The following is a 24,603-nucleotide window of genomic DNA, read 5'->3' as shown; positions in this document are numbered from 1 at the left end:
GGCCACGCGTCACCGCAGCGGCGGGGTGCGGATCGTGCCGGTGTCCAGCTGCGGGTCTTCGTCTTCGTCAAGGACATCCGTGGCCTCGAGGACCGCTGGCGCCTCGGCGATGTCTTCCCGGAGCACGCGGGTGGCGTCGATCTGCTGCTGCGCCAGCTGGGCGTACAGTCCGCCATCGGCGAGGAGCTCGGCATGCGTTCCGGACTCGACGATGCGTCCTGCCTCCACCACGTGGATCACGTCCGCGCCGATCACCGTGGACAGCCGGTGCGCGATGGACAGCGTCGTCCGCCCCCGGGACGCCTCGTCGAGAGCCTCCTGAACCACACGCTCGGAGACGGTGTCCAGCGCGCTCGTGGCCTCGTCGAGCAGGATCACGGGCGGGTCCTTGAGCAGGACGCGCGCGATCGCGATGCGCTGCTTCTCCCCGCCGGACAGCCGGTAGCCGCGCTCTCCGACGACCGTGTCGTATCCCTTGTCGAAGCCGGCGATGACGTGATGGATGTTCGCCGCGCGGCAGGCCGCCTCGAGCTCCTCATCGGTCGCATCCGGCTTGGCGTAGCGGAGGTTCTCCCGGATGGTCGCGTGGAACAGGTAGGTCTCCTGCGAGACGATGCCCACGTTGTCGATGATGGACGCCTGGGTGAGGTCGCGCACGTCCGTTCCGGAGAAGAGCACCGCACCGCCGCTGACCTCGTAGAAGCGCGGCGCGAGGTACAGGATGGTGGTCTTGCCAGCTCCCGACGGACCGACGAACGCGACGTTCTGCCCCGGTTCGATGGTGAAGCTGATGCCGTCGAGGGTCGCTCGTGCGTCGGGGCCGGCGTCGGGATAGCGGAAGACCACATCGCGGAACTCGATGCGACCGCGCGGACCGGGCGCATCAGCGACCGTGATGGCGTCGGGAGAGTCCTGGATGGCGGGCCTGAGATCGAGGTACTCGAAGATACGGCTGAACACGGCCACCGAGGTCTGCAGGTCCAGGGCCACGCGCATCAACCCCATCAGCGGCTGCAGCAGGCGAGCCTGCACCGTGGTGAATGCGACGATGGTCCCCGCGGTGATGGTGTCGGCACCGCCGGTGATGAGATAGCCCGCCACGAGGTACACCACCGCCGGGACGGACGCCATGAGCACTTGGACCACGGCGAAGAAGCCCTGGCCGCTCATCGCGCGCTTCACCTGAAGGCCCACCTGGTTCGTGTTCTCCGCGGCGTAGCGTGCGGACTCGGTTCGCTGCCGGTTGAAGGACTTGGACAGCAGGATCCCCGACACACTGAGGGTCTCCTGCGTGATGGAGCTGAGCTCGGAGAGCGACTCCTGCGTCTGTCCCGCAATGCGCGCGCGCACCTGCCCCACCCGGCGCTGGATGACCGCGAGGATGGGCATGAGGATCACGGCGAGGATGGTCAGCCGCCAGTCGATCAGGACCATGGCGACGATCGATGCGACCACCGTGACGGTGTTGCCGATGATGCTGGTCACGGTGGAGGTGAGGACGTTGGAGACGGCGCCGACGTCGTTCTGGAGGCGGGACTGGATCACGCCCGTCTTCGTGCGGGTGAAGAAGCCCAGCTCCATCGCCTGCAGGTGCTCGAACAGCTTGACGCGCAGATCACCTGTCACCGCGTTGCCCACCGTCGAGGTGAACCACGTCTGGGCGACGCCCAGCAGTGCAGAGAGCAGGAACAGCCCGATCATGCCGGCCACCAGCGCGATCAGCAGGGACAGCTGTGGCCGCGCATCCACCGGGAACAGGGCGTCATCGAACACGCGCTGCACCAGCAGGGGCGGAACCACGGCGACCGCGGCTCCCGCGATGACCAGCAGCACGGTGATGAGGATGCGGCCTCGATAGGGGCGAAACAGTGCGACCACCCGCCGGCCCAGGTCGGGGATCCGCGGGGCAGCGGCATTGGCCTTGCGCTGCGACTCGGCATCGACTCCGCGGAAGGGGCCGCCGCCTCCCATGCCGCCGCCGAATCCGCCGAAACTCATCCCCTCACCCTATGCCCGGGTCTATGGTTGCGGCATGAGCACTCCGAATGAACCGCGCCGTCCCACCGACGCCGAGCTCGATGACCGGGACGCACCGGAGGAAGTTCTGCTGAAGAACTACATGCCGCGTGCGGTGCCGACCGATCTCGTCCACGGTGAGGGCAACGGCAACCTCCGCTGATCAGGCGAGACCGGTCACCAGGTTGATGACGGTGCCGAGGATCACGGCACCGAACAGATACGCCAGCATCGTCTGCGCAGTGACGACCTTGCGCAGCTGCTTGGTGCGCACGTTCGTGTCCGCCACCTGATAGGTCATGCCGAGACCGACCGAGAAGTACGCGAAGTCGCTGTACTGCGGCGAGTCGTCCTCGTTGAAGTCGATGCCGCCCTCCGGCTCGGAGTAGTAGATGCGCGCGTACCGGAGCATGTAGTCGGTCTGGATGAGGATCCAGGTGGCGACCACACTGCCCACCGCGATCGCTGCGAGCACGCCGGCGCGTGCGTGATCGGAGGAGTTGCTCTGCAGCACGACGACCACGACCGCGCCGAGCGACACGATGCTGCCCAGCAACGAAAGCACGCGCGCGAGATCGCGTCCCGGATCCTCGCGGACCGCGTGCGCGCGGGTGCGCTGCGGATCCATCGGCCACACCGTCAGCAGGATCCACGCGGACACCAGCAGGGCAGCAGCTCCCCACCCGGCGAGCGACCCGGCTGCCGCACCGAGCACAGAGCCCACCGACAACCCGACGAGCACCCCGATGATCGCGCTGGCGACGATACGGACCAGCGGCATGTGCACGAAACGCATGGCGCCATCGTCGCACGCCGTCCGGCCGGAGTTGTGGAACTCGGGAATGCAATGTCCGACCCCCTCGTTACGCTAATCCAGCAGTCCTCGGGACGCGCCCGTCCCGTCGCACCGCTCGTTAGTCGAGCACTTGAATCAGGAAGCACCTCATGACCGACACCGCCGCCGTACCCATTCGCTCCGGCGCGATGCCCGCGAACGCCAACAGACTCCTCTCCCTCCTGCTTGCGGCGGCTTTCGTCGCCATCCTCAACGAAACGACGATGGGTGTGGCGATCCCGCACCTCATCGACGACCTGCACATCACTGCCGGCGCCGCTCAGTGGCTCACCACGGCGTTCATGCTCACCATGGCCGTGATCATCCCGACCACGGGCTTCCTCCTGCAGCGCTTCACCACCCGCCAGGTGTTCCTCACGGCGATCACGTTGTTCAGCCTCGGCACCCTCATCGCGTTCCTCGCACCGGGCTTCGAGGTGCTCCTCGTCGCCCGTGTCGTGCAGGCTTCGGGAACCGCCGTCATGATGCCGCTCATGATGACGACCGTCATGGAGCTGGTGCCCCCGGCCTCCCGCGGCCGGTTCATGGGTCGCATGAGCATCGTGATGTCGCTCGCGCCCGCCATCGGCCCCACGATGGCCGGCCTCATCCTCGACTCCATCGGCTGGCGATGGATCTTCGGCATCGTGCTGCCCATCGCTATCGTCGCCATGCTCGCCGGAGCGAAGTGGATGGTGAACGTCGGAGAGCCAACCACGGCTCCGCTCGACGTGCTCTCCATCGTGCTGTCGGCCCTCGGCTTCGGCGGCATCGTCTTCGGACTCAGCCAGATCGGCGGCGCGGAGAAGGCCGCAGCCAGCGCCGACGGCGCGGGGCCGCTGGCCGGCGTCACTCTCGCGGCATCGCTCGGTGTCGGCGTGATCGGTCTGGCGCTGTTCATCTGGCGTCAGCTGGTGCTCCAGCGCAAGGACGACGCGTTGCTGGATCTGCGCGTCTTCCTGTCGCGCAACTTCACGCTGTCCATCCTGATGATGCTGTTCCTGTCGCTGTCGTTCTTCGGCGCCATCACGGTCCTGCCGCTCTATCTGCAGAGCGTGCTCGGCATCTCGGCGCTGGAGTCCGGTCTGCTTCTGCTGCCCGGCTCCCTCGCGATGGGTCTGCTCGGTCCGCTCATCGGACGCATCTACGACGCCCGCGGTCCACGCGTCCTGCTGATCCCGGGCTCGTTCATCGCGGCCGCGGTGCTGTGGTTCTACACCACCCTCACCGCGCAGACCAACGTGTGGGTGATCGGCGTGGCCCAGACCCTCCTCTCGATCGGTCTCGCGATGGCGTTCACCCCGCTGTTCACGGCCTCGCTCGGATCCGTGCAGCCGAAGCTCTACTCGCACGGCAGTGCGGTTCTCGGCACCGTGCAGCAGGTGGCGGGTGCCGCGGGCATCGCCCTCATGATCACCATCCTGGAGGCGGCGAAGGCGTCCGCCGCCGCCAACGGGGCCGTCGAGGGCGCGGCAGGTGCCGCGGGAACGGGTGCTGCGTTCACCATCGCCGCATCGCTGTCGATCGTCACGTTCGCGATGTCGTTCTTCATCCGCAAGCCGGCCGACGCGCCCGAAGGCGCACCGGCGCACTGACGGCACTGACCGCACCAACGACGGAGGCGGCCCGGGCATTCGCCCGGGCCGCCTCCGTCGTTCAGGACCGGTGGTTCAGCCCTCGGATCCGCATGCGGATCCGCCGCAGCAGGAGGCACCTGCGGCGTCGTCGCCCAGCAGGTTGAGCCCGTTGAGGACGGGGGTGAGCGGCTGAACGGTGGTCTCAGGAGTGGTCATGCGGCCATGCTACTCGCGTTGCGGCGCGTCGAGGCCGCCGCGCCGACACTGTCTGCATGGCCCACTACTCTGGTCAAGACACATGCGCAGAGGGGAGCGGCCATGAAGAAGCGACCGTTGGAGTTCTCGGTTTCCGCCAGGCGATCCGCCGTCGCCAGCCCGTTCCGGGTACAGCCGTTCATCTGGGGCCTCCTGGGTGGACTGGGCGTGCTCGTGGCCATCGGCATCGGCGTGGTCGTCGGTCAGATGGCGACCGTGCTCGTCTACGTGGGCGTGGCGCTGTTCCTCGCGCTCGGTCTCGACCCGATCGTGTCGTTCCTCGAGCGGCACATGCCGCGCGGCGCCGCTGTCGCCATCGTGGTCGCGGTCGTGCTGATCGTGTTCGCGGGCATTCTCTGGGCCATCGTGCCGGTGATCATCGAGCAGGTTGCGAACCTCACGCAGACCCTGCCCAAGTTCGTCACGGACGTGCAGGCATCCGAGTGGTATCAGGACATCACCACGCGCTACGGCTCCAACATCCAGGAGGCGCTGAACGGCGCTCTGTCATTCATCCAGGACCCGAACAACATCTTCTCGGTCGGCGGCGGCATCGTCCAGGTCGGCTCCGGCATCGCCAGCGGCGTCACCGGGGTGATCATCGTCCTCATCCTCACCCTCTACTTCATGGCCTCGCTGCGTGGCATGAAGCGCGTGGCCGTGCGGTTCGTTCCCGCGTATCAGCGCGCGGGCTTCAGCGATGTGATGGAAGACGTCTCGGCGGCCGTCGGCCGCTATGTCATCGGCCAGGCGAGCCTCGCCTCGATCAACGGTGTCCTGACTCTGACCCTGATGCTCATCGTCCAGGCGCCGCTGCCGGCACTGCTTGCTCTCATCGCCTTCATCGGCTCGTGCATCCCTCTCGTCGGAACGCTCTCCGCGTCGGTGATCAACACCGCGATCGTCCTCATCGGAGCTCTCGCGAGCGGCGACAGCTACGTCCCGGCCATCGTCGTGGGCATCTGGTACCTCGTGTACATGCAGATCGAGGCCTATGTGATCAGCCCGCGCATCATGGCCAAGGCCGTCTCGGTCCCGGGCGCCGTCGTGGTCATCGGTGCCGTCGCTGGCGGCGCGATCGGCGGCATCCTCGGCGCCCTCGTCGCGATCCCGGTGGCGGCGAGCGTCATCATCATCCTGCAGCAGGTCGTGTTCCCGCGTCAGGATCGGAAGGTCGCCGACCCCGATCCCGTCGAGGCCGAGGGCGTCGCCCGCTGATCTGCCCGGCATGTCCATGGACGCGGTGAGTCTGACGGCGTTGCTGCCGACGCTCATCGCCGTGGTGCTTCTCACCGCCATCACCACCGGTGCGCTCGCTGCCGCAGGCATCGCCCACCCTGGTTCTGCGGTCAGCGCCATCGGTCGCGGCGTGCTCCAGCTCGCGGCGATCAGCGTGATCCTGAGCGGGGTGATCTCCTCCCCCGTCTTGATCGCGCTCATCCTGGTGGTCATGTTCGCCGTCGCGGTGACAGTCGCCTCCCGGCGTGCATTCGCCCGGGGCCATCGCGGGCACGGGGGGATCGTGTGCGGCAGCGCGATGTTCGCGGGTATCGTCACCGCGACGACCGTCGTCTTCGCGACGGGCGCCCTGGACCTCGCACCCCGGTACGCGCTGGCGATCGGCGCGATCGTCATCGGCAACACGATGAGCATTGCGACCCTCACCGGGCGCGGTTTCGTGCACGCGGTCAATGAACGCTGGGATCAGGTGGAGGGGTGGCTCGCGCTCGGCGCCACACCGCGGCGCGCGACTGCGGACATCGGGCGATTCGCCGTGCGAGAGGCTCTCATCCCCTCGTTGGACCAGACCCGTACCACGGGGCTCGTCGTGCTCCCTGGCGCCTTCGTCGGCGCGATCTTCGGGGGCATCTCGCCGGTGGAAGCCGGTCGATTCCAGATCGTAGTGCTGGCGACCATCTTGTGCGCCGGGACGATCACGTCTCTGCTGATCTGGATGTGGGAGGGCGATGTGAAGCAGCGGCCTGCTGCTGCGGCCACCTGATCGCCCTGCCGGATGTCGGACACGAGACGTACGGTGGAGGGGATGTCCTCGTTCAGCTTCCGTAGCCCCATCATCCGCCGTGCGTTCGGCGTGATGGCCGCCGCCCTCGTGCTGGCACTGACGTCTTGCGCCGCCGAGCCGGCTGCCGCACCGAGCGCCACGCCGAGCTCCGCCCCCTCTGGGACGCACACCCCATCGCCTTCGGTCACGCCCTCACCGACTCCGACACCGCAGAGCGTCGCTGACCGGGTGGCGGCGATGAGCATTCGGGATCGCCTGGCTTCGCTCCTCATCCTCCACTCCGCGGGAACCGATCCCGCGGCGATGAGGACATTCGTGGAGGCGTACCGTCCCGGCGGACTCATCTTCATGGGAGACAACGTCGGTGCGGGCATCACTGCTGTCTCGGCCATCACCGATGCCGTATCCGAAGCCGTTCCGTTGATCCTCGCCATCGACGAAGAAGGCGGTGACGTTGCGCGTTTGCCCGAAGACGTCCTGCCTGCGGGACAAGACCTCGCCCAGGCACCGGTGCAGAACACCACTGACGCCTTCTCACAGCGGGCGAAGCTGCTGCACGAAGCAGGCCTCAACACCAACTTCGGCATCGTCGCAGACATCACCGCTGACGCCGACTCCTTCATCTTCTCCCGGGTGCTCGGAACCGATCCGGTGTCAGCGTCCGATCGCGTCGCTGCCGCGGTTCGCGCCGAAGCGTCAGCGGGCGTGCTCTCCACTCTCAAGCACTTCCCCGGCCACGGGGCGGCACCGGGCGATTCGCACTCCTCGCTGCCGAGAACAGACCTCGATTTCGCTCGATGGCAGCAGGCCGAGTCACGCCCATTCCGTGCCGGGATAGATGCGGGCGCGGAGGTAGTGATGCTCGGTCACCTCGTCTACTCCTCGGTCGATGCGCTTCCGGCGTCGCTGTCTCCGCGCTGGCACGACATCCTTCGCGATGAACTCGGCTTCGACGGCCTGATCGTGTCGGACGACCTGGGGATGCTGGAGAGCTCGGGGGATCCCGCCTACGCCGACCGAGTCACGAACGCCGTTGCGGCGCTCACCTCCGGAACCACCATGCTCGTGATCGTTGGCGACGGGCCACACCCGATCTCCCCCGCGGCGCTGTTGGACGGTCTTGAAGCCGCGGTCGCCGACGGTCGACTGCCGCTGGAGACGGTGAACTCCGCCGCCGGCCTCGCCCTGGCTCAGCGACTGTCCCTGGCTGACTGAGAGCGTCGGGGCTGGCAGCGTGTCGGTGGTCCGCGCCACACTGGCCCCATGACAAACGCAACGGACTTCGTCGCTCGCTACCTCACGGCATGGACCTCGAACGACCCGGTGGACATCGCTGCGGTCTTCGCACCGGAGGCCGTGTATCACCCCCGGCCGAACGCCTCGCAGATCGCATCCGGCATTGACGAGATCACGGCGTTCTGGCTTGAGGAACGGGATGAGCCCGGGACATGGGAGTTCGAGTGGACCGTTGTCGTCGAGGATGCGAACGCCGCCGCCATCCGCGGTGTCACCAGCTATCCCGCCGGCGCCAAGAAGGGTGTGTACGACAACCTGTGGCTGGTGCGTTTCGACACCGACGGCCGCGCGGTAGAGTTCACCGACTGGTGGATCTCCCGCAAAAAATGAGCGCGTGCCCGGCCAACCGTCTCAGAAGTCGCTGCTGAAACCCAGGCGATCGTCCAGCTCACGCCGGAGGTAGCGGGGAGCCTGAACCCGCCAGGACTCGATGATGAGCTCTTCGAGGTGATCCGCATCGATTCCGGCCATCCGGAAGGCGACCTTCGGCTCACCCCAGCGCGTGGTCTGTTCCAGGAAAACGTCGGGTTGCATCTCCCGCAGAGCCCGGGCGTCGATGGGCTGCGCGAGCTTCACCCCGACGACCAGCTCCCGCTCGATGATCTCTCGTAAGTCTGTCGGGATGCTCGGCCAGGCGCGGCATTCCCAGACGAAGGCCTTGTTGCGCACGAACCATGCGGGTCCAGCCGTGGTGTCGCGTTCCTCGCTTCCAGGGAGCTTGGCCGCGATACGGCGCACGTCATCGATGGAGGGCATGGTCGAAGCGTACGCGCAAGCACCGACACCGAGGACGACGTACGCCGACCGGCATATACGCTCACCTACGGTGGGATGATGCTCTCTCGGCTGATCGCGCGCCTGTACTGGTCATTGTCCCGGTGGCGGCTCGTCAGCGAGCCCGCCCCCACTCGCCCCAGCGTGCTCATCGGTGCACCACACACCTCGAACTGGGACTTCGTGCTGATGCTCGCCATCGCGTGGACGCTGCGCATCGATGTGCGCTGGCTGGGCAAGAAGAGCCTCTTCCGCGGCTGGCGCGGAGGCCTCATGCGCCGTCTGGGCGGCATCCCGGTCGATCGTTCGGACCCGAGCCGGGTGGTGGCGGAAGTCGTCAACCGCATCCGCTCCGGTGAGGTGTTCAGCCTCGTCGTCACGCCCGATGGCACCCGCAGCGGCCACACCCACTGGAAGAGCGGCTTCTACCGGATCGCACGCGAGACCGGAATGCCGGTGACCCTGGGGTATGTCGACCGCACCACGATGACGACGGGCCTCGGCCCCACGCTCGAACTCACCGGCGATGTCACCGCGGACATGGACCGTATCCGCGATTTCTACGCGGACAAAGCCGGCCTGTGCCCGGAGCATCGCGTGGAGCCGCGCCTCCGTGAAGAGCAGGCCCCGCGACCGCTCCAGTGACGCCGTAGGGCACACTGGAGGCATGGATGAGCTTCGCGTGATGCCCGGCCCGGGCATCCCCCACGGACTCGTCATCCCGGCCACCGCGCTCACCGAGCAGTTCTCCCACGCCTCCGGCCCTGGCGGGCAGGGCGTCAACACCGCGGACTCACGGGTCCAGCTGTCCGTCGATCTCGCTGCCCTACCCGTCTCCGACGCTCAGCGCGAGCGCGTGCTGGCCAACCTGAGCTCGAAGGTGACCGACACCACGATGACCGTGGTCGCCGCCGAGCACCGGTCGCAGTTGCGCAACCGTATCGCGGCGCGCGAACGCGTTGCCCTGCTCATTCGCGACGCTCTCGCCCCCGAGACGCCGAGGCGGGCGACGCGGCCGACGCGTTCCTCACAGCGTCGCCGGCTGGAGGCGAAGCGGAGTCGCAGTGAGACGAAGCAGAACCGTCGGCGACCGGCCTCCGAGTGATCAGGCGGCATACGCTGTCGGGATGAACGCTGCGCTCGATGACGGCCCCTTCTACCACGGCACCAAGGCCGACCTCTCCGTCGGCGATCTCCTCACCGCCGGATTCCGCTCCAACTACCGGCCCCAGATCGTTATGAACCACATCTACTTCACGGCGTTGAAGGACGGGGCGGGGCTGGCCGCCGAGCTGGCCGCGGGCGACTCTCCCCCGCGGGTGTACCTGGTCGAGCCGACCGGTGAGTTCGAGAACGATCCGAACGTCACCGACAAGAAGTTCCCGGGCAATCCGACCCGCTCGTACCGGAGCGCATCGCCGTTGCGCGTCCTGGCAGAGGTCGACGATTGGACGCGGCTGGCGCCCGAGGTTCTCCAGGATTGGCGCGACCGGATCGCTGCGATCACGGCCGAGCGTGGCGAGATCATCAACTGAGACCGGGTGACAACGAGTGGCCAGTTCGCACGTGATCCCGGGATGGGAGGGAGCGAGCGCCCGGGAGGCACGCTGTCCCCCTGTGGCACACCGAGATCACGGCGTAGCGTGGCTCCATGACTGTGCGGATGGACAACATCGGGATCGTCGTGGAGGACCTCGACGCCACGATCACCTTCTTCGAGGCCCTGGGACTCGTCCTCGACGGTCGCGCGGCGATCGACGACCCCTGGGCCGGCCGCGTCACCGGTCTCGCGGATCAACGGGTGGACATCGCGATGATGAAGACGCCGGGCGGCGAGGTCAGCCTGGAGCTCTCGCGCTTCCGGACACCCGATGTGATCGAGGATCACCGCAATGCTCCGGTGAATGCGCTCGGATACCTCCGTGTGATGTTCGAGGTGGACGACCTGGACGGCGTGCTCGCCGCCCTTCGTGAGCATGGCGCGCAGCTCGTGGGGGACGTCGTCCCCTATGCGAACGTCTATCGGCTCTGCTACGTCCGCGGTCCCGAGTCGATCCTTCTGGGCCTCGCCGAACGGATCCGCTAACGGCGGCTGGTCACGCAGCCCCGCCCGCTCACAGGCTCCGCGCACCGCGGTGCCGGCGCACCGCGTCATAGTTTCCGCACGTCGTACTGCAATACGCGCGACGACCGTTGCGACTCGTGTCGACGAAGACCGCGGGACATCCTGCCCGACGACAAGCGCCGAGCCGGCTACCTTCGGCTTCGACAGCGAAGATGGCCAGGCCGCCAGCAGTGACCGCCTGCACGCGGGCAACGAGATCATCGTGCTCCGCAGCGAAGTGCAGATGGGGGCGGAGTTCATCGTGCATCGTCAGGTACGCGTTCGAGGTGCCGGCCTTCAGAAGCTGGTTGATCACGTCGATTCGGCCCGCCGTTGACCTCGCCGTGAACACATCGCGAAGCTCCATCGCCCATGACAGCAACCGCTCACAGGACACGTCCGACAGTTCTCTGCGACGAATTGCATGCATGGTGAGCAGGTTCTCAACCCCCGCACGCGTCCAGTTCCGCCCCGCCAGCGTCGCTAGATCGGCAGCGAGCACCGGACCGGTCATGTTGTCATGGTTGAACTGCACTGACTCATTGCATCACAGTCGGAAACACGACGCCATCGTGGCGCCGTGTTTCCGAACAGGAGGAGCCGATGTACAGCGAGGCCCACGAACACCGATGGCAGAACCGGTCCGCGCACATCACCAGCGAGGGCTGGATCCGGTATGCGGGGTGCCACTGCGGAGCTCATCGCGTGGTCGTCGACGATGCCGTGATCGCGGCGGCGCCGGAGAACCGCGGCGACATTCCTGCGTACGGTAAGTGATCCCCGGCACGTGCGCCTCCACCTCAGATATCTGGGTGTCTGATTTCTGCGGGAGAGCCAGCCCGGGCGACCGGTTCCGTCATGCCCGCTCGATCGGGAGCCAGAGCTCACAGGTCGCGGTGCTGAAGTCCTCAGACCGGTCCACGACGGCGACGATCGAGGGCCCCGTGCGCAGGCGCCACGGATTCGACGGGAACCACTCGGTGGCCGTGGCAGCCCAGACCGATTGCAGCGTCGCCGGATACGGACCTTGGGAACGAAAAACGCCCCACGAGCCGGCCGGAACATCGATGACGTGGAGATCACCGGGAACTGATGTCTCACGCGTGACGGCGACACCGTGCAGATAGGTGAGTTCCGCCCCCTCGGTGTAGTCGGGATCAACGTCGTCGCTCACCTGCAACAGGCCGCTCGGCTCCGCGTCGCTCAGAGACTTCAGCCGCGCATGTTCCTCCACCGGGAGCTGCGCAATGTGAGCCTGGATGTGAGGATTCGCTCCTTCGTGGATGAGCGGGACTCTCGCCGCGTGGCCGACGAGGCGGAACGCGGGACGGGTGATGATTCGGGCATCCATGGGGACACTCCCTTCGACGGTCAGGCGGAACCTGAGCTGTGGCTGACTACGAAGGGGACCACCCTCACGACGGACGTCACCGTGACTGACACCGTGGACGGCGCGGAAGGCGCGCCCGAATGCCTCGGTAGAACCGTACCCGTACCGCACGGCGATGGCGAGCAGATCGTCATCGCCCACGAGGTCAGCCGCGGCCACTGTCATCCGACGCCGACGAACGTATTCCGACACCGGCATACCCGCCAGCGACGAGAACATCCGTCGAGCGTGATAGCCGGTCGTTCCCGCGCGCATGGCGATCGTATCGATGTCGATGTCGTCACCGAGGTGCAACTCGATCTCGTCGACGATCCGGTTCAGAATGTGGATCACGGTGGCTCCCTTCGATGTCCACTCTCGCGTGAGCCGCGACCCTGCCGCCCGATAGCCGAGGACCGATCCGATCGGATCAGAGCGTGGTCAGCACGTCGTCTTCGCCCTGGCGGACGAGCACCAGAAAATCGACGACGAGCTGCGCCACCTCGCCCTGGCCGTCCACTCCCCAGTACGCCGGGTAGCTGCCGTCGCCGTACCCGGAATCCGCGACGACGCCGACGTTCCCGGACGCGAGAGGAAACACCATCGCGGCCGGGCGATGCTCGGCCATGTAGGCATTGTCGGCCGCAGCTTTGTGACGCCGCGACATCGACGCGTATCCGGCATAGTCCACGATGCACACGCATCCGGCGTCCACGCCGATGACATGACCACTGTCAGGAAGAGACGCGGGGTGCCAGTCCACGGGTTCGGCATCACTGAATCGAACGCGGACGGCGGCGTTGCGGCCGAACGCGACGACACGCTCCACCGGGTACGAACCTGGGCGAACCGTCCGCGCCAGGGGGCGCGCATCGTCATTGTCGTATCCGAAGTCGATGACCGCGAGCGCCCCGCTGCGTGTCACGAGAGTGCCGACGGATAAGACCTCCGTGCGTGCCGTCTCCGCGTCGTTCGGCCGCGCCACGTCACGCTCGGTGAAGTTCCGCGCCTCATCGAGCGAGCGCTGCTCCACGGGCAGGTCCGAGAACGGGATCGCAGGTCCGCTGCCGGCGAGGTTGGCGTCGATCGTGGACCGATCGACATAGGGCTCGGTCGGATCACCGTAGTGGTCCGCGATCGAGGCGATCCGCCAGTCCTGGCCCTCACGATGCAGGACGTACTCATGAAGGCTCTCCACCACCGACGTCGTCCGGGTGATCACATACGCGATGTCGCCATCGCCGTCGGTGCGTACGACCGCCTCAGCGTCGGGGCCGTACTCCGCGGGCCGCCCGAAGGATCCGGCCAGATCGACACGGGAGTCCGCTGTGAAGTGATTGCGCGTCGTCTCCGCCATGAGCTCGCGCCAGATGGCGAACGGCCGACGCGGGTCGGCGGGGTCACGGGATTCGAACTCCGGTGCCGCGATGCGCCACTGTGCCTCGTATTCCGTCATGAACCTCTGCACGCGCTCTTCAGGAGTCAAGCAGATGTCTTCGTCCGTCATGGCTCCACGGTACTGGCGATCAGAGGCATCATCACTGCGCTGTCGCTCAAGAGATTATCGGGATCGCCCGTACTCGTACACGGAGACTTCGTCCCAGTCGATCACATTCGATCGCAGCGGTGCCGCATCTCCCGAGAGCCTCAGGGCGCTATGAAGCGCGCCGTTGGCAAGATCCAACCAGCGGTCAGGCACCACGAGAGTGTCGGACTCCCACGCCTCCCGCTGCCCGTCGTCGCGCCACACTCCGGCAGTAGTGTTCACCGAGATGCACCGCATGAGTCGACCCTCGCACCAGTGGCCGTAGGCGAACATGTCGTTGATCGAACGGGATGTCAGCAGCCGCACGTCGCGCCATCCGGTCAGCCGCAGGTAACGCGTGTGCACGATGCCCGGATCATACAGATGGGCGTCACGGGTCGCGATGAGGAGGCCCCCCTCAAACGCGCCGAGGACGGGACGTTCGCGCTCCGGGAATGCGCGCTCCAACAAGCGACGGGGACCCACCCGACGGTATGGCGTGCGAGGAAAGAGACGGTGAATGGCGATGTCAGCCGCGGCAGAAGGAAGGGGACGGGTGAGATCAAGGGCCCCGTTGGATGAACACACGAGCAAGGAGAAGTTCAGCCCCATCCGATCACCCTAATGGCACGGGTGTCCGCTGACGGTTTTGTCCTCACAGGCCCGGCTACGCCGACCGTTGACCGCCGCCGGCCACCCGCGCGAGCATATGTTCACGGCCTCATCGCCGTCGCGACGGTCTGAAGGAGGCACCATGAGCCAGTTCATCATCTACTTCAACCAGCAGTGGGTGGGCGAGCACAGCGAGGAATGGTTCGCCTCCCGTGGGCCACTCGCGAACGCCGTCGTGTCCGAGATGCGTGATGCCGGAGTGCTGGTGTTCGCCGCCGGAGTCGAGGAAGACAGCGACGCAGCGCTGGTCGCGGATGCCACCAGTGGAACGACCACCATCACGCCCGGCCTGTACGCCCCCGCGGAGCAGTACATCGGCGGATTCACGGTGATCGATGTCGCCGATGACGCAGATGCTCGCGTGTGGGGCGCGAAGCTCGCCGAGGCATGCGGCTGGCCACAGCAGATCCGTCGCGTCTACTGATCGCGCAGATCGCCCTAGGCTGATCCCATGGGACAGCGGCGACGTCGGAGGCGAAGGGTCGGCCTCGCCGCGATCGTGGCAGCGGCACTCGCTCTCACCGGGTGCACGGGCGCGCGTTCGGACTTCGCGCAGCAATTCCGCGGGGATCCGGCGATCGCCGAGCTTGAGCTGACCACGGGTGACAATATGCCGTTCACCGACGGCGTGCGCGCCACTGTCACGTTGTCCAACGATCTCGATCATCCTGAGACCGCAGACCTCCTGACACGCCTGGGCGCCTTCATCCGCGACCACGACGATGAGCCGGTGAGAGTCACCGTCCACTCCGGAAAGATCGCCATGCCCGTGTTCGGCGACGATGCGGTCACCGCGGGCACGCTCAGTGCCGCATCGGACATCGCCGCGGATCCCGTGTCCACCCAGGTGTCGCTGTACGGTGATTCCCAGGACACGCGGGTCACCAGTGTCTCCCTGGTCGTCCAACCGGATTTCGCGGGTGCGTTCGCTCTCGCGCGTTCGGCCCCCGAACGTCTTGCAGAGCTCGCCGGCCCAGGTGGCGCGTATGTCTCGGTGAGGGACGCCGGTTCAGCGATCCGGCTCGAAGGCCCACCCGGTCAGTGGCTCGATGACACGGAGTCCGCGTGGGCTCTGGTGAGCGCGTCCTTCCCGGTGAGCGGGGTACGCGGCGACGAGGACGAGGTCTCGCTCATCCTCGCGAACGAGTCCGATGTCCCCGGCGCCCAGGCCGTCGTGCACGCTGCCACTCCCCCGTCGACGATGCCCATCAGATTCGGGAGCCCGCTGGTTCAGCTGGGGCTCAACGGAACAGGTGACGAGGTCCGCGCCATGCTCGCGCAGCTCGATGCGCCGACCCGCGCGTCGATCCGTCTGGTCTGGACCACCGACACGCGTGCGGTGTTCCGCGTGGCGAAAGAAGCGGATGTCGCCACTCTCGAGAACGCGCTGGCGCTGCTGCCGGATGACACGCGTGGCGGGTTGTCTGTGGAGGTTGAGGTCGAGAAGAGCTGAGCAGCGCCCGAATCAGCCCTCGTCGTACCTCACGTGGTCGACGATGCAGCCGCTGAGGTCCGGTGGGACCGAACCGATGAACACACTGCCGGCGACGGAACCCGTGAGGGTGGCGACGCCCTCGAAGTCGCAGTGGACGAAGACACAGCGTGTGGTCCACATCACACCGCGCAGGTTCGCACCGGTGAACGTACAGCGCTCGAACACCGCGCCTGACGCGACCGTACGGGAGAGGTTCGCGTTCGAGAAGTCGCAGTCGACGAAATCCCCGCCCAGTCGTGCCCCCGAGAGCTTGGCACCCACGAAGCTGCAGTCGACGAAGCGGCGTCGCACGAACGCGCCACGCATGTCGATGCGGTCCAGGCGGCAGCCCTCCAGCTCGGACTCCGTCACTGATGCGCCGTCAGCGAAGGTCACGTCAGACAGGTCGGCGCCCGCGAGCCGCTGGAAGCGGATCGGCGTCGTCAGTCGGGCGCCGCGGAGGTCGATGAGCGCCGCCTCCGTCCTACCGAAAGGTGACGATGGAAAGCCCGTTGCCGGTCGCTGCGCCGCCGTGATGAGCTCACGCTCATAGGCGCTCGTAACCTCCGGTGACCAGCGTTCGCGCAACTCGCGGGTCGTCGACCGGGTCATACGACGCTCACCGAAGCAAGCCGCCGAACCGGCTCGCTGTTCATGTTTGGCAAGCGGGACAGAATTGCGCGGAGGCGCCCGCAAAGATCTCATCGACGATCGTCGTACCGCACACCGGACAGGGTTCACCGCCGCGTCCATGAACGACCATCGCCGACACCTTCGTCTGCTTAAGCCGATCGGGTGACACCCCTCGGCGCTCCTCGGCCGCGGTCCTCATGACAGCAACGACCGCCTGGAAGAGGCGCTCTCGCGCGTCGTCATCCAGAGCTGCCGCGTGCACATCGTGCGGCAGTCGGGCCCGGTGCAGGATCTCATCCGAGTACGCGTTCCCGATGCCCGCGAGAGAGGCCTGCTCCTGGAGGAGCGCCTTGATCATCTTCCGGCGTTTTCCGAGGGCACGCTCCAAGTCTTCGGGTGAGAACTCCGGCGCGAGCGGGTCGGGACCGAGCGCTGCGATTCCCGCGACGTCCGACGGCGCCTCAACGACCGCGACCGTCACAGCGAGGAAGTCCCCCGTCTCCACGATCTGCATCTCCGCCCCGTCGTCAAGCCTGATCCTCATGACCTCGGGGGTCGGAGGAGCATCCGCTCGATCGGCTGTGCTGTGCAACCGCACCCACCCGTTGCGGCCGAACCCGATCATCAGCCAACCCGCGCTCGTATCGAATCCGATGTGCTTGCCGAAGCGGCGCACCCCGGCGATCCGCGCGCCGATGAGTTCTCCGGGAGGCCGATCGCGCGATTTCACTACACGGAACTCGATGATGTCCAGTGCGCTGATGGCGCGCCCTGCCACGCGCTCGTCCAGGAACTCGACAAGGGCCTGCACCTCGGGAGATTCTGGCATGCGCCTATCCTCGCACCGTTGAGACGGGCAGGAGGCGACCTGTCATGGCCTGATCACTCCGGCGAACGCGAGCACAGCGAACACGATGCCCATGATCATGAAGAGCATCCCCGCGAAGCGATAGAAGGTCCGAGTCCAGGGCCGCGGCGCTTGCCATTTTGCCACCCGTTCGGGGAGTCGGAAGCTATCCACGTGTCGTTTGTATTGCTCGACCATACGGTCTGGCATGAAGGCGAACACTGCTCCCATGATCACTGCACCGATGCACCAGACATAGAAGAGTGGCCCCATCCCCATCAACGCCCTCCCCTTGATCTGGCTGCGCTGCTTCAGCATCCTCGCATAGCCTGGCAGCGCGTGCGTGACCGGCGCCTCAACGCGCGGAGCTCCTACCACGCACGCCCGCGCAGATCGATCTCACCTTCCGGCCAAGATCGCCCGGGCGCGGAAATCGGAAGGATGAGAATCGGCTGCCCCGGCGGATCGGCCACGGGCTCCCCCAAGCGCCCGATCGACCGCTCACCCGCGCGAATCCGCGTCCAGCCACAGGCCGCGTAGAACGACACGATGCCCTCTCGACACCCCAGATAGCCGAAGTCGATGCCGCCACGGTCGCGCATCGACCGTTCTGCCGCCTGCAGGAGGGCAGCCCCGAGCCGCTGCCCACGCGCGTCGTCGGATATCAGTACCCCGCCGACTCCGGCGATCACCACGGCCTCCGCACCGACGGTGATCGTGCGACGTGCCCACCCCACATGACCGACGATCCGATCACCGATCCGCGCGATGACGTGAACATCATGCGAGGCATAACCGTACGGCTGCTCCGGGTCCCAATCCCCGAATTCTTCGCGGTACTCGCTGTCGAAGAGCCGGCGCAGCCCGCTGAGATCAGCACGGGCAAGCCTGTCATGGGTGACGACGGCAATCGAGAGTGACTTCATCCGCGCTCCACGAATCGATCGTCGTCTTCTCGTGGCTGGGCCACGGCGTCAGGCACTTCGGGGGCTGCTCAGCGCATCGATGATGGCGCGCGGGTCGACATCGATATTGTCCGCAGCGATCATGCGCCGACGTCGTTTGCCCTCGTCCTGCCGAGCAAACTCCACCCGTGTGGAGTTCAGACCAGATGCAGGAATGATCGTCGCGCTCGTTCCCGCACGCGCCCATTCCTCGGCGCGGATACGGGGAAACAATGCCGACGCCCGGTCGATGGCAGGAAAGCGCACCGTGTCAGGAGTGATCGTGACTGCCAGCTCGGGGAGGCGCACTCGTCGCCGAAGCTGCCGCACCGCCAACACGCACAACGCACCCGGAATGACGAACAGCGCGATGATGAGCAGAATGACACGTGCTGAAAGATCACCCACCAGGATCGCGGTGGCAAGGACCACTCCGGGCCCCATGAGTGCGAGCAAGATCGCGAGGATTAATTGCAGCACGCCCTGCTTGCGCACGAGGCGCTGAAGAGTCTGCTCGGTGGCGGTTCTGGCCGGTTCCCGATAGCGAACCACCATGACTTCGTCGGACGTCAACGTCTACCCCCTGCAGATGATTCCGGGCCGTCATCGGTCTCGTAGACACGAGTCCAGCCGCTGAGCTGGTCTTGCACCATGCCGGCTCGTCAGACTACACGCGCCCAGCCAGCGATGCCGTCATGGCCCGTCAGGCGCCGACGGGATCAGCCTCGTACCATTCTCAAGCTCCCACTCACGTCGAGCCGCGTCGCAGAAGCGAACCCGCTGAATCATGGTGGTCCCTTTGCCTTTGATCAAGTAGTCGACCTGCTCATCAGTGCGATCGAGATCCAGCAGGTTCCCCCAGTGATACTTCGGGTGGCCCGGGACCACGAACCGCCCCGGTGGCAGAGCACCGAGCTTCAACGGTGCGTTCGTGGCGCTCCCATCAAGCCTCTGGCTTTCGACCAGCACATCGAAGACCGGCTTCGTCGAACCGTTGTATAGAGCGATGGCCCATCTCTCGTCGTCATTGCGGTCGGGCAGCATCGCACCAAGCACGTACACGAGCTCCGCTTGCTCACGGACAGCCTCCGCGTTTCGCCGTTCATCCCGCTCCTGCTCGACCGCGAGAAGGCGCTGGCTGACTCGCCAGGCCACGAGCGCAGCAACGACGGCGAGGACACCACCGATCGCGCTCACCCAATCCGCGAGGTTCCCCCCACTCCATGGATCTCCCAACGACAGCCGATTCCAATCCCCGACACCATATCTAGACTGGACCTCGCCGAGGAGCGGGATCCACAATAGCTCCGCCCCGTCACGTCGACGAGAGAAATCCGGCGCCCGAATCTTGGATCCGACGCAATCCTGACCCGACCGCAAGGGACCAGGTCAGGGAAAACATCAGACGTTAAACCTGAACTCCACAACGTACTGTTCGTGCAGATAGATGTTCGACGCTGTCCGGCGGGGCAAGACCTGGGTCCGCCACCTACCAGGGGCGAAAAGGGATACCCGGCATCCCAACGCCAACGTGGTGGCCCATCTGGTTGATGTACTTCAGGAGTGCCGAGCTCGCAAGTTCACCGTTCGGCCCCGGACCGACCCCGAACCCCACGATTACGCCGGAGTCTGCTTGCGGTAACGGGAACTCAAGATATGGCACTAGAAAACTCGCACCAGAGCGCCACTTGATCGCCGTCGGGTCAACGTCGGGCGGCGAGATCAAGCGCCACTCTTGCTCGGCATCGAATGCATCGTGCTTCAGAGTAGGAGCCACCTCGAACAGCACATCCTGGAACCCACGGAAGGCAGACTCGGCGTCAGCGTATATGCCGTCGTCTAGCTTTCGAAAGGTGGCTTCAACCACGGCCGCGACCGCGCCGCTGCCCTCGTACTGAACCGGAACGAGGCGCCAGCCCAGAGCGTTTGCGTGGTCCCGGAGCTTCTCAGCGTCAAATAGAACCGTGTATCCGTCGCCGGCGCTTGTGTATCCCCGCCACTGACTGAGATCTTCTGTCTTCGTCGTCAGAGATGTCACGAAGACGTCCGGGAGACTCCCCCGCTCAAGGTGCGTGCTTTCGTGAGTGATGAGTTCGGCGAGCTTCGGATACCGCGGGGCCCAGTCTTCACGGAGCGAGTTGATTCTCTCGATGATCTCGCGAGCGAGAGTGAACGCGTACTCAAACTCCGAGGCATCATTGAGGAAGGCGACGTGGCTAGCCCACAGCGACTTTTCTTCGACGATGCCACGGACGCCAGTGCCGCTGGTGTAGTGCGCAAGGACTGAGAACACTGCGACTCCCCTCTAGGTGATGCCTAACTGTGGCGGAACTCCACCACGTCATGATCCAACTAGCGACATGCTTCTCCTGCACCAACAACGGCTCCTACGCCAAGCCTTCGAAGAAGAATCGCTTCTCCTCGCCCGGAACGTCATCTGGCCGGAGCAGGTTGAATAGATGGGCACCGTTCCCCTGCAACTGCAGCAGACTTGGGTTGATGTCCGCGACACCGAGAATGTATCCCGAGTCCTTGGAACTGATCAGGTCGAGACTCACCATCTGGTAAATCTCAAAGAGGACTCCAATCGTTGAGGCAGGCAGAGAGCCGCCTCCACGAAAGTCGGTGGCCCGAACCGCGCTCCGGTCAAGTGTGCCCAGGATTCCAATGATTACCAGTTGGCGATAGGTGAGAAGCTTCGCAAGGTTCAGGATGTGGTTTAGATGGCTAGCGTCGATCCCACGCGCAAACGCGGCATTGGAGTAGAAGCGGGCGAGCAACTCGACCTTCCGCTCCTCATAGGCATCGCGAGCCGCGAGGAAAGTCCCCTCAAGTAGTTCCTCGGCCTCGGATCTTAGATCGTGCTGTGCTCTACGCTCGCGACGTTTGAAGAAGCCGGGCTCGCGTAACTGCTCACCGCCATTGAGGCGCTGAGCAATCAGTTCATACGCAAGGAGCAAGCATGAACCCACGCGCTCTTGCTCAGACTTGGTAGTTAGGCGGGCAGCGACTTCCCCCACTGCGGCCTTGACGCCGTCCTGTAACAACGCACCTGTTGCACCTCCCAGCACAGCGCCGGGCGGACCTCCCACGAGGAAGCCCAGAAGCCCACCAGCCGCAACTCCGGTTGCGCCCGCGCCGGACGCAACCATGCGCGCAACTGCAGCGGAAGCCCCGCTCCCACCGGCCTGACTGTCATTCATTCAAACTCACACATCATCGCCTGGCGTCCTAAATGCCTAACTGTGACGGAACTCCACCACGTCGCCGTCCTGCATGACGTAGTCCTTGCCTTCCAGCCGCGCCTTGCCCTTCGCGCGGGCCTCCACCACGGAACCGGTGGCGACGAGGTCCTCGAAGGAGATGACCTCGGCCTTGATGAAGCCCTTTTCGAAGTCGGTGTGAATCACACCGGCAGCCTGCGGAGCCTTGGCGCCCTGCGGGATGGTCCAGGCGCGCGACTCCTTCGGACCGGCGGTCAGGTAGGTCTGCAGGCCCAGGGTCGCGAAGCCGATGCGGGCCAGCTGGTCCAGGCCCGACTCGGTCTGTCCGGTCGCCTCCAGGAGCTCCTGGGCGTCGGCGGGGTCGAGGTCGATCAGCTCGGACTCGATCTTCGCGTCCAGGAACACTGCCTGGGCGGGGGCGACGAGCGCGGACAGCTCCGCCTTCTTCTCCTCACTGGTGAGGATCGCCTCATCCACGTTGAACACGTAGATGTAGGGCTTCGCAGTCAGCAGACCCAGCTCGCGGATCGGCGAGAGGTCGAGCCCGGAGGTCGACAGCAGCTGACCACGCTCCAGCGCGTCCTTCGCGGCGTTCGCCGCCTCGAGCACCGCGCCGTCAATCTTCTTCTGCTTGACCTCCTTCTCGTACCGAGGAAGTGCCTTCTCGATGGTCTGGAGGTCTGCGAGCATGAGCTCGGCGTTGATGGTCTCCATGTCGTTGCGTGGATTCACCTCGCCATCGACGTGGACGACGTCACCGTCCTCGAAGCCGCGCACGACCTGGGCGATGGCGTCGGCCTCGCGGATGTTCGCGAGGAACTGGTTGCCGAGTCCCTCACCCTCGCTCGCGCCGCGCACGATGCCCGCGATGTCGACGAACGACACGGTCGCCGGCAGGATGCGCTCCGAACCGAAGATCTCGGCGAGCTTGTCCAGACGGGGATCCGGCAGGTTCACCACGCCGACGTTGGGCTCGATGGTCGCGAACGGGTAGTTCGCCGCGAGCACGTTGTTGCGGGTCAGCGCGTTGAAGAGAGTGGACTTGCCGACATTGGGCAGTCCCACGATTCCGATAGTCAGGGCCACGAGACACCAGTCTACGGGGCGCACGTTCCACCCGCGTCCGCACGTGAAAGCGGCTGAAAGCGCGACGACAGTGCGGTGAAAGCGGGTCGCAGCACGATCGAGGCATGACGAATCCCACCACTGACTGGGCCCTGGAGGCCGATGGTCTCGTGAAGGTGTTCGGCACGAACCGGGCGGTCGACGGCGTCGACCTGCAGGTCCGCGCCGGCACCGTCTACGGCGTGCTCGGCCCCAACGGCGCCGGCAAGACCACCACCATCAACATGCTCGCCACCCTGTTGCGTCCCGACAGCGGCACAGGTCGCATCTTCGGACACGACGTCGTCCGCGAGCCCCACATCGTCCGCCAGCTGATCGGCGTCACGGGGCAGTTCGCCTCGGTCGACGAAACCCTCTCGGCGAACGAGAACCTCATGATCTTCTCCCGGCTGCTCGGGCTGAGCCGCACCGAAGCCCGCGCCAAAGCCGCGGATCTGCTCGACCGTTTCGGGCTGACGGAGGCAGCGCGCCGACCACTCAAGGACTTCTCCGGCGGCATGCGGCGACGACTCGACCTCGCCGCCTCCCTCATCGCCCAGCCGCCGCTGATCTTCCTGGACGAACCCACCACCGGCCTGGACCCCCGCACGCGCGGCCAGATGTGGGACACCATCCGCGAACTCGTGCGGACGGGCTCCACCGTGCTGCTGACCACGCAGTACCTGGACGAAGCCGATCAGCTGGCTGACCGCATCGCGGTGATCGACCGTGGCCGCGTGGTCGCGGAGGGCACCGCCGACGAGCTGAAGGCGTCGGTCGGCACGTCTTCGTTGCAGCTTCGCGTCCGCGACAGCGCTGACACCGAGGACGCCCTCCGGATCATCGAGCGTGCCCTGGGCGTTCGCGGTGCCCTCTCCCCCGAGGCTTCGCGCATCACCGCCCCGATGGCGGATGCCGACCGCATCGCGGACCTGCTGATCACGCTGCGGGAGGCGGGAATTCACCTCGCCGAGATGAGCGTGCAGAAGCCGACGCTCGACGAGGTCTTCCTCACCATCACCGGTCATCCCGCGGAGGACACCGAGTCCGCCGCCACACGTGAAGAGGTTTCCGCATGAGCACTCTCATCGCCTCCACCCCGATCGTCCCTGCCTCCCAGCGCACCCTGAAAAGCAGGGCGGGCCTCGGCCTGGCGCTGCGCAACACGCTGACGATGGCGGGGCGTGGCCTCATCAAAATCCGCCGCACGCCCGAACAACTCATGGACGTCACGCTGCAGCCGATCCTGTTCACGCTGATGTTCACGTACATCTTCGGCGGCGCGATCTCCGGCGACGTGGCGTCGTACCTGCCGGTCATCATTCCGGGCATCCTGGTGCAGACCGTCATCACGACATCCGTCGTGACGGGCGTCCAGCTGCGCGAGGACATGGACAAGGGCGTGTTCGACCGATTCCGCTCGCTGCCGATCGCCCGCATCGCCCCGCTGTCGGGGGCGCTGCTCGCCGACACGGTCCGGTACGCGATCGCCACCACGCTCACGTTCACGATGGGCTACATCATGGGCTTTCGCCCGGCAGGCGGGCTGCTCGCGGTGGTCGCCGCCGGCGTGCTGGTGATCGTGTGCTCGTGGGCGATGAGCTGGATCTTCGCATTCTTCGGCGTGATCGCCCGTACTGCCTCGAGCGTCCAGGGCATCTCGATGATCATCCTGTTCCCGCTCACGTTCCTCTCGAACGCCTTCGTCCCCGTCGACACGATGCCGACCTGGCTGCAGTGGTTCGTGAACATCAACCCGGTCTCGCACCTGGTGACGGCTGTTCGAGACCTCACCAACACGGGCACCTTCGGCGGCGACGCCTGGATCTCACTGCTGGGCGCTGCTGTGATCGTCGCGATTTTCGCACCGCTCACCGTGCGCGCGTACATGCGCAAGGCCTGAGCGTGTGAGAGGGCACCGACGCATGGTG

General features: G+C 66.0%; 32 protein-coding genes. 15 read left to right on the top strand and 17 right to left on the bottom strand.

Annotated elements, in window-relative coordinates:
- Window positions 1-9: 9 nt before the first annotated feature.
- Window positions 10-1,998, bottom strand: coding sequence for an ABC transporter ATP-binding protein (locus tag ACIQJ5_RS05335; protein ID WP_402841618.1), 1,989 nt, complete (start codon window positions 1,996-1,998; stop codon window positions 10-12).
- A gap of 34 nt (window positions 1,999-2,032) precedes the next feature.
- Between ACIQJ5_RS05335 and ACIQJ5_RS05330 the strand changes: the two genes are divergently transcribed.
- Entirely contained in the window at window positions 2,033-2,179 is a 147-nt protein-coding gene (locus ACIQJ5_RS05330) for a hypothetical protein (protein WP_231089641.1), read from the top strand.
- Here ACIQJ5_RS05330 and ACIQJ5_RS05325 read toward each other — a convergent pair whose 3' ends face one another.
- Window positions 2,180-2,812, bottom strand: coding sequence for a DUF1345 domain-containing protein (locus tag ACIQJ5_RS05325; RefSeq protein ID WP_402841615.1), 633 nt, complete (start codon window positions 2,810-2,812; stop codon window positions 2,180-2,182).
- Window positions 2,813-2,961: 149 nt separating this feature from the next.
- Between ACIQJ5_RS05325 and ACIQJ5_RS05320 the strand changes: the two genes are divergently transcribed.
- Window positions 2,962-4,446 (top strand): DHA2 family efflux MFS transporter permease subunit, encoded by a 1,485-nt coding sequence (locus ACIQJ5_RS05320; RefSeq protein WP_402841612.1) that lies wholly within the window; start codon window positions 2,962-2,964, stop codon window positions 4,444-4,446.
- A gap of 75 nt (window positions 4,447-4,521) precedes the next feature.
- Here ACIQJ5_RS05320 and ACIQJ5_RS05315 read toward each other — a convergent pair whose 3' ends face one another.
- A complete protein-coding gene (locus ACIQJ5_RS05315; RefSeq protein WP_269142767.1) occupies window positions 4,522-4,644 on the bottom strand; it encodes a hypothetical protein in 123 nt (40 codons plus the stop codon).
- A 102-nt stretch (window positions 4,645-4,746) separates the two neighbouring features.
- On the opposite strand from ACIQJ5_RS05315, the gene ACIQJ5_RS05310 reads away from it, so the two are divergent.
- From ACIQJ5_RS05310 to ACIQJ5_RS05295, 4 genes are read left to right on the top strand one after another with little or no spacing between them, the layout of a single operon-like run.
- Window positions 4,747-5,901, top strand: a complete 1,155-nt coding sequence (locus ACIQJ5_RS05310) for an AI-2E family transporter (RefSeq protein WP_231089638.1) — start codon at window positions 4,747-4,749, stop codon at window positions 5,899-5,901.
- 10 nt (window positions 5,902-5,911) lie between these two features.
- Window positions 5,912-6,685 (top strand): ABC transporter permease, encoded by a 774-nt coding sequence (locus ACIQJ5_RS05305; protein ID WP_402841608.1) that lies wholly within the window; start codon window positions 5,912-5,914, stop codon window positions 6,683-6,685.
- Window positions 6,686-6,727: 42 nt separating this feature from the next.
- Complete coding sequence (locus ACIQJ5_RS05300) at window positions 6,728-7,921, top strand: glycoside hydrolase family 3 N-terminal domain-containing protein (RefSeq protein ID WP_402841606.1); 1,194 nt, start codon at window positions 6,728-6,730, stop codon at window positions 7,919-7,921.
- Window positions 7,922-7,969: 48 nt separating this feature from the next.
- Window positions 7,970-8,332, top strand: coding sequence for a nuclear transport factor 2 family protein (locus ACIQJ5_RS05295; protein WP_402841604.1), 363 nt, complete (start codon window positions 7,970-7,972; stop codon window positions 8,330-8,332).
- 21 nt (window positions 8,333-8,353) lie between these two features.
- Here ACIQJ5_RS05295 and ACIQJ5_RS05290 read toward each other — a convergent pair whose 3' ends face one another.
- Entirely contained in the window at window positions 8,354-8,758 is a 405-nt protein-coding gene (locus ACIQJ5_RS05290) for an MmcQ/YjbR family DNA-binding protein (RefSeq protein WP_402841602.1), read from the bottom strand.
- Window positions 8,759-8,836: 78 nt separating this feature from the next.
- Here ACIQJ5_RS05290 and ACIQJ5_RS05285 point away from each other — a divergent pair, with 78 nt between their 5' ends.
- The 4 genes from ACIQJ5_RS05285 to ACIQJ5_RS05270 all read left to right on the top strand — a co-directional run bounded on the left by ACIQJ5_RS05285 (window position 8,837) and on the right by ACIQJ5_RS05270 (window position 10,862).
- Entirely contained in the window at window positions 8,837-9,421 is a 585-nt protein-coding gene (locus tag ACIQJ5_RS05285) for a 1-acyl-sn-glycerol-3-phosphate acyltransferase (RefSeq protein ID WP_402841599.1), read from the top strand.
- A 22-nt stretch (window positions 9,422-9,443) separates the two neighbouring features.
- Window positions 9,444-9,881, top strand: a complete 438-nt coding sequence (arfB, locus tag ACIQJ5_RS05280) for an alternative ribosome rescue aminoacyl-tRNA hydrolase ArfB (protein WP_402841597.1) — start codon at window positions 9,444-9,446, stop codon at window positions 9,879-9,881.
- Window positions 9,882-9,903: 22 nt separating this feature from the next.
- A complete protein-coding gene (gene arr, locus ACIQJ5_RS05275; protein WP_402841594.1) occupies window positions 9,904-10,311 on the top strand; it encodes an NAD(+)--rifampin ADP-ribosyltransferase in 408 nt (135 codons plus the stop codon).
- Window positions 10,312-10,427: 116 nt separating this feature from the next.
- Window positions 10,428-10,862, top strand: coding sequence for a VOC family protein (locus ACIQJ5_RS05270; protein ID WP_402841591.1), 435 nt, complete (start codon window positions 10,428-10,430; stop codon window positions 10,860-10,862).
- 28 nt (window positions 10,863-10,890) lie between these two features.
- Here ACIQJ5_RS05270 and ACIQJ5_RS05265 read toward each other — a convergent pair whose 3' ends face one another.
- The gene (locus tag ACIQJ5_RS05265) at window positions 10,891-11,394 is read right to left on the bottom strand and encodes a CGNR zinc finger domain-containing protein (RefSeq protein ID WP_231089629.1); all 504 of its coding nucleotides are present in this window, start codon (window positions 11,392-11,394) and stop codon (window positions 10,891-10,893) included.
- 89 nt (window positions 11,395-11,483) lie between these two features.
- Between ACIQJ5_RS05265 and ACIQJ5_RS05260 the strand changes: the two genes are divergently transcribed.
- Window positions 11,484-11,657, top strand: a complete 174-nt coding sequence (locus ACIQJ5_RS05260) for a hypothetical protein (protein ID WP_402841586.1) — start codon at window positions 11,484-11,486, stop codon at window positions 11,655-11,657.
- Between the two features lie 79 nt (window positions 11,658-11,736).
- Here ACIQJ5_RS05260 and ACIQJ5_RS05255 read toward each other — a convergent pair whose 3' ends face one another.
- The 3 genes from ACIQJ5_RS05255 to ACIQJ5_RS05245 form a co-directional block, all read right to left on the bottom strand.
- Window positions 11,737-12,603, bottom strand: coding sequence for a GyrI-like domain-containing protein (locus tag ACIQJ5_RS05255; protein WP_402841583.1), 867 nt, complete (start codon window positions 12,601-12,603; stop codon window positions 11,737-11,739).
- A 76-nt stretch (window positions 12,604-12,679) separates the two neighbouring features.
- Window positions 12,680-13,756, bottom strand: a complete 1,077-nt coding sequence (locus ACIQJ5_RS05250) for a DUF4241 domain-containing protein (protein WP_402841581.1) — start codon at window positions 13,754-13,756, stop codon at window positions 12,680-12,682.
- Between the two features lie 54 nt (window positions 13,757-13,810).
- A complete protein-coding gene (locus ACIQJ5_RS05245; RefSeq protein WP_402841578.1) occupies window positions 13,811-14,386 on the bottom strand; it encodes a DUF6928 family protein in 576 nt (191 codons plus the stop codon).
- A 142-nt stretch (window positions 14,387-14,528) separates the two neighbouring features.
- Here ACIQJ5_RS05245 and ACIQJ5_RS05240 point away from each other — a divergent pair, with 142 nt between their 5' ends.
- Window positions 14,529-14,870 carry a YciI family protein gene (locus ACIQJ5_RS05240; protein ID WP_402841575.1) on the top strand — a complete coding sequence of 114 codons (342 nt, stop codon included), beginning with the start codon at window positions 14,529-14,531 and terminating at the stop codon, window positions 14,868-14,870.
- Between the two features lie 27 nt (window positions 14,871-14,897).
- Window positions 14,898-15,899 (top strand): hypothetical protein, encoded by a 1,002-nt coding sequence (locus ACIQJ5_RS05235; protein WP_402841572.1) that lies wholly within the window; start codon window positions 14,898-14,900, stop codon window positions 15,897-15,899.
- A 12-nt stretch (window positions 15,900-15,911) separates the two neighbouring features.
- Here the strand turns inward: ACIQJ5_RS05235 and ACIQJ5_RS05230 are convergent, their stop codons facing one another.
- From ACIQJ5_RS05230 to ychF, 9 genes are all read right to left on the bottom strand, one after another.
- Window positions 15,912-16,532 (bottom strand): pentapeptide repeat-containing protein, encoded by a 621-nt coding sequence (locus ACIQJ5_RS05230; protein WP_402841569.1) that lies wholly within the window; start codon window positions 16,530-16,532, stop codon window positions 15,912-15,914.
- 40 nt (window positions 16,533-16,572) lie between these two features.
- The gene (locus ACIQJ5_RS05225; RefSeq protein WP_402841566.1) at window positions 16,573-17,382 is read right to left on the bottom strand and encodes a DNA-formamidopyrimidine glycosylase family protein; all 810 of its coding nucleotides are present in this window, start codon (window positions 17,380-17,382) and stop codon (window positions 16,573-16,575) included.
- A gap of 42 nt (window positions 17,383-17,424) precedes the next feature.
- The gene (locus ACIQJ5_RS05220) at window positions 17,425-17,718 is read right to left on the bottom strand and encodes a hypothetical protein (protein ID WP_231089621.1); all 294 of its coding nucleotides are present in this window, start codon (window positions 17,716-17,718) and stop codon (window positions 17,425-17,427) included.
- A 53-nt stretch (window positions 17,719-17,771) separates the two neighbouring features.
- Complete coding sequence (locus ACIQJ5_RS05215) at window positions 17,772-18,326, bottom strand: GNAT family N-acetyltransferase (RefSeq protein WP_402841563.1); 555 nt, start codon at window positions 18,324-18,326, stop codon at window positions 17,772-17,774.
- Window positions 18,327-18,374: 48 nt separating this feature from the next.
- The gene (locus ACIQJ5_RS05210; RefSeq protein WP_402841560.1) at window positions 18,375-18,917 is read right to left on the bottom strand and encodes a hypothetical protein; all 543 of its coding nucleotides are present in this window, start codon (window positions 18,915-18,917) and stop codon (window positions 18,375-18,377) included.
- A 120-nt stretch (window positions 18,918-19,037) separates the two neighbouring features.
- Entirely contained in the window at window positions 19,038-19,541 is a 504-nt protein-coding gene (locus ACIQJ5_RS05205; protein WP_402841557.1) for a hypothetical protein, read from the bottom strand.
- A gap of 292 nt (window positions 19,542-19,833) precedes the next feature.
- Window positions 19,834-20,637, bottom strand: a complete 804-nt coding sequence (locus ACIQJ5_RS05200; protein ID WP_402841554.1) for a DUF2971 domain-containing protein — start codon at window positions 20,635-20,637, stop codon at window positions 19,834-19,836.
- 94 nt (window positions 20,638-20,731) lie between these two features.
- Window positions 20,732-21,496: a hypothetical protein gene (locus ACIQJ5_RS05195; RefSeq protein WP_402841551.1), complete on the bottom strand. Its 765-nt coding sequence runs from the start codon at window positions 21,494-21,496 to the stop codon at window positions 20,732-20,734.
- 87 nt (window positions 21,497-21,583) lie between these two features.
- On the bottom strand, window positions 21,584-22,654 hold the full coding sequence (gene ychF / locus ACIQJ5_RS05190; RefSeq protein ID WP_402841548.1) for a redox-regulated ATPase YchF: 1,071 nt from the start codon (window positions 22,652-22,654) through the stop codon (window positions 21,584-21,586).
- A 104-nt stretch (window positions 22,655-22,758) separates the two neighbouring features.
- Here ychF and ACIQJ5_RS05185 point away from each other — a divergent pair, with 104 nt between their 5' ends.
- Together ACIQJ5_RS05185 and ACIQJ5_RS05180 are read left to right on the top strand one after the other, a co-directional pair.
- Complete coding sequence (locus ACIQJ5_RS05185; RefSeq protein WP_402841546.1) at window positions 22,759-23,751, top strand: ATP-binding cassette domain-containing protein; 993 nt, start codon at window positions 22,759-22,761, stop codon at window positions 23,749-23,751.
- Complete coding sequence (locus ACIQJ5_RS05180) at window positions 23,748-24,575, top strand: ABC transporter permease (protein WP_402841543.1); 828 nt, start codon at window positions 23,748-23,750, stop codon at window positions 24,573-24,575. The genes ACIQJ5_RS05185 and ACIQJ5_RS05180 overlap by 4 nt, the downstream gene beginning before the upstream one ends.
- Window positions 24,576-24,603 lie beyond the last annotated feature (28 nt).

The organism is Microbacterium sp. GXS0129 (assembly GCF_044769785.1).
GTDB lineage: Bacteria > Actinomycetota > Actinomycetes > Actinomycetales > Microbacteriaceae > Microbacterium > Microbacterium nymphoidis.
Note: the sequence above shows the minus strand (reverse complement) of the source record. Positions and strands in the feature narration are given on the sequence as shown.

Excerpts from the sequence above, each read along its gene's own strand:
- ACIQJ5_RS05295 (WP_402841604.1), top strand. The coding sequence starts at position 7,970 with ATGACAAACGCAACGGACTTCGTCGCTCGCTACCTCACGGCATGGACC.
- ACIQJ5_RS05265 (WP_231089629.1), bottom strand. The coding sequence starts at position 11,394 with ATGACCGGTCCGGTGCTCGCTGCCGATCTAGCGACGCTGGCGGGGCGG.
- ACIQJ5_RS05300 (WP_402841606.1), top strand. The coding sequence starts at position 6,728 with ATGTCCTCGTTCAGCTTCCGTAGCCCCATCATCCGCCGTGCGTTCGGC.
- ACIQJ5_RS05250 (WP_402841581.1), bottom strand. The coding sequence starts at position 13,756 with ATGACGGACGAAGACATCTGCTTGACTCCTGAAGAGCGCGTGCAGAGG.
- ACIQJ5_RS05245 (WP_402841578.1), bottom strand. The coding sequence starts at position 14,386 with ATGGGGCTGAACTTCTCCTTGCTCGTGTGTTCATCCAACGGGGCCCTT.
- ACIQJ5_RS05335 (WP_402841618.1), bottom strand. The coding sequence starts at position 1,998 with ATGAGTTTCGGCGGATTCGGCGGCGGCATGGGAGGCGGCGGCCCCTTC.
- ACIQJ5_RS05290 (WP_402841602.1), bottom strand. The coding sequence starts at position 8,758 with ATGCCCTCCATCGATGACGTGCGCCGTATCGCGGCCAAGCTCCCTGGA.
- ACIQJ5_RS05230 (WP_402841569.1), bottom strand. The coding sequence starts at position 16,532 with ATGACCCGGTCGACGACCCGCGAGTTGCGCGAACGCTGGTCACCGGAG.
- ACIQJ5_RS05185 (WP_402841546.1), top strand. The coding sequence starts at position 22,759 with ATGACGAATCCCACCACTGACTGGGCCCTGGAGGCCGATGGTCTCGTG.
- ACIQJ5_RS05225 (WP_402841566.1), bottom strand. The coding sequence starts at position 17,382 with ATGCCAGAATCTCCCGAGGTGCAGGCCCTTGTCGAGTTCCTGGACGAG.
- ACIQJ5_RS05310 (WP_231089638.1), top strand. The coding sequence starts at position 4,747 with ATGAAGAAGCGACCGTTGGAGTTCTCGGTTTCCGCCAGGCGATCCGCC.
- ACIQJ5_RS05260 (WP_402841586.1), top strand. The coding sequence starts at position 11,484 with ATGTACAGCGAGGCCCACGAACACCGATGGCAGAACCGGTCCGCGCAC.
- ACIQJ5_RS05320 (WP_402841612.1), top strand. The coding sequence starts at position 2,962 with ATGACCGACACCGCCGCCGTACCCATTCGCTCCGGCGCGATGCCCGCG.
- ACIQJ5_RS05235 (WP_402841572.1), top strand. The coding sequence starts at position 14,898 with ATGGGACAGCGGCGACGTCGGAGGCGAAGGGTCGGCCTCGCCGCGATC.
- arr (WP_402841594.1), top strand. The coding sequence starts at position 9,904 with ATGAACGCTGCGCTCGATGACGGCCCCTTCTACCACGGCACCAAGGCC.
- ACIQJ5_RS05215 (WP_402841563.1), bottom strand. The coding sequence starts at position 18,326 with ATGAAGTCACTCTCGATTGCCGTCGTCACCCATGACAGGCTTGCCCGT.
- ACIQJ5_RS05240 (WP_402841575.1), top strand. The coding sequence starts at position 14,529 with ATGAGCCAGTTCATCATCTACTTCAACCAGCAGTGGGTGGGCGAGCAC.
- ACIQJ5_RS05325 (WP_402841615.1), bottom strand. The coding sequence starts at position 2,812 with ATGCGTTTCGTGCACATGCCGCTGGTCCGTATCGTCGCCAGCGCGATC.
- arfB (WP_402841597.1), top strand. The coding sequence starts at position 9,444 with ATGGATGAGCTTCGCGTGATGCCCGGCCCGGGCATCCCCCACGGACTC.
- ACIQJ5_RS05270 (WP_402841591.1), top strand. The coding sequence starts at position 10,428 with ATGACTGTGCGGATGGACAACATCGGGATCGTCGTGGAGGACCTCGAC.
- ACIQJ5_RS05195 (WP_402841551.1), bottom strand. The coding sequence starts at position 21,496 with ATGGTTGCGTCCGGCGCGGGCGCAACCGGAGTTGCGGCTGGTGGGCTT.
- ACIQJ5_RS05315 (WP_269142767.1), bottom strand. The coding sequence starts at position 4,644 with ATGACCACTCCTGAGACCACCGTTCAGCCGCTCACCCCCGTCCTCAAC.
- ACIQJ5_RS05305 (WP_402841608.1), top strand. The coding sequence starts at position 5,912 with ATGTCCATGGACGCGGTGAGTCTGACGGCGTTGCTGCCGACGCTCATC.
- ACIQJ5_RS05180 (WP_402841543.1), top strand. The coding sequence starts at position 23,748 with ATGAGCACTCTCATCGCCTCCACCCCGATCGTCCCTGCCTCCCAGCGC.
- ACIQJ5_RS05285 (WP_402841599.1), top strand. The coding sequence starts at position 8,837 with ATGCTCTCTCGGCTGATCGCGCGCCTGTACTGGTCATTGTCCCGGTGG.
- ACIQJ5_RS05220 (WP_231089621.1), bottom strand. The coding sequence starts at position 17,718 with ATGCTGAAGCAGCGCAGCCAGATCAAGGGGAGGGCGTTGATGGGGATG.
- ACIQJ5_RS05330 (WP_231089641.1), top strand. The coding sequence starts at position 2,033 with ATGAGCACTCCGAATGAACCGCGCCGTCCCACCGACGCCGAGCTCGAT.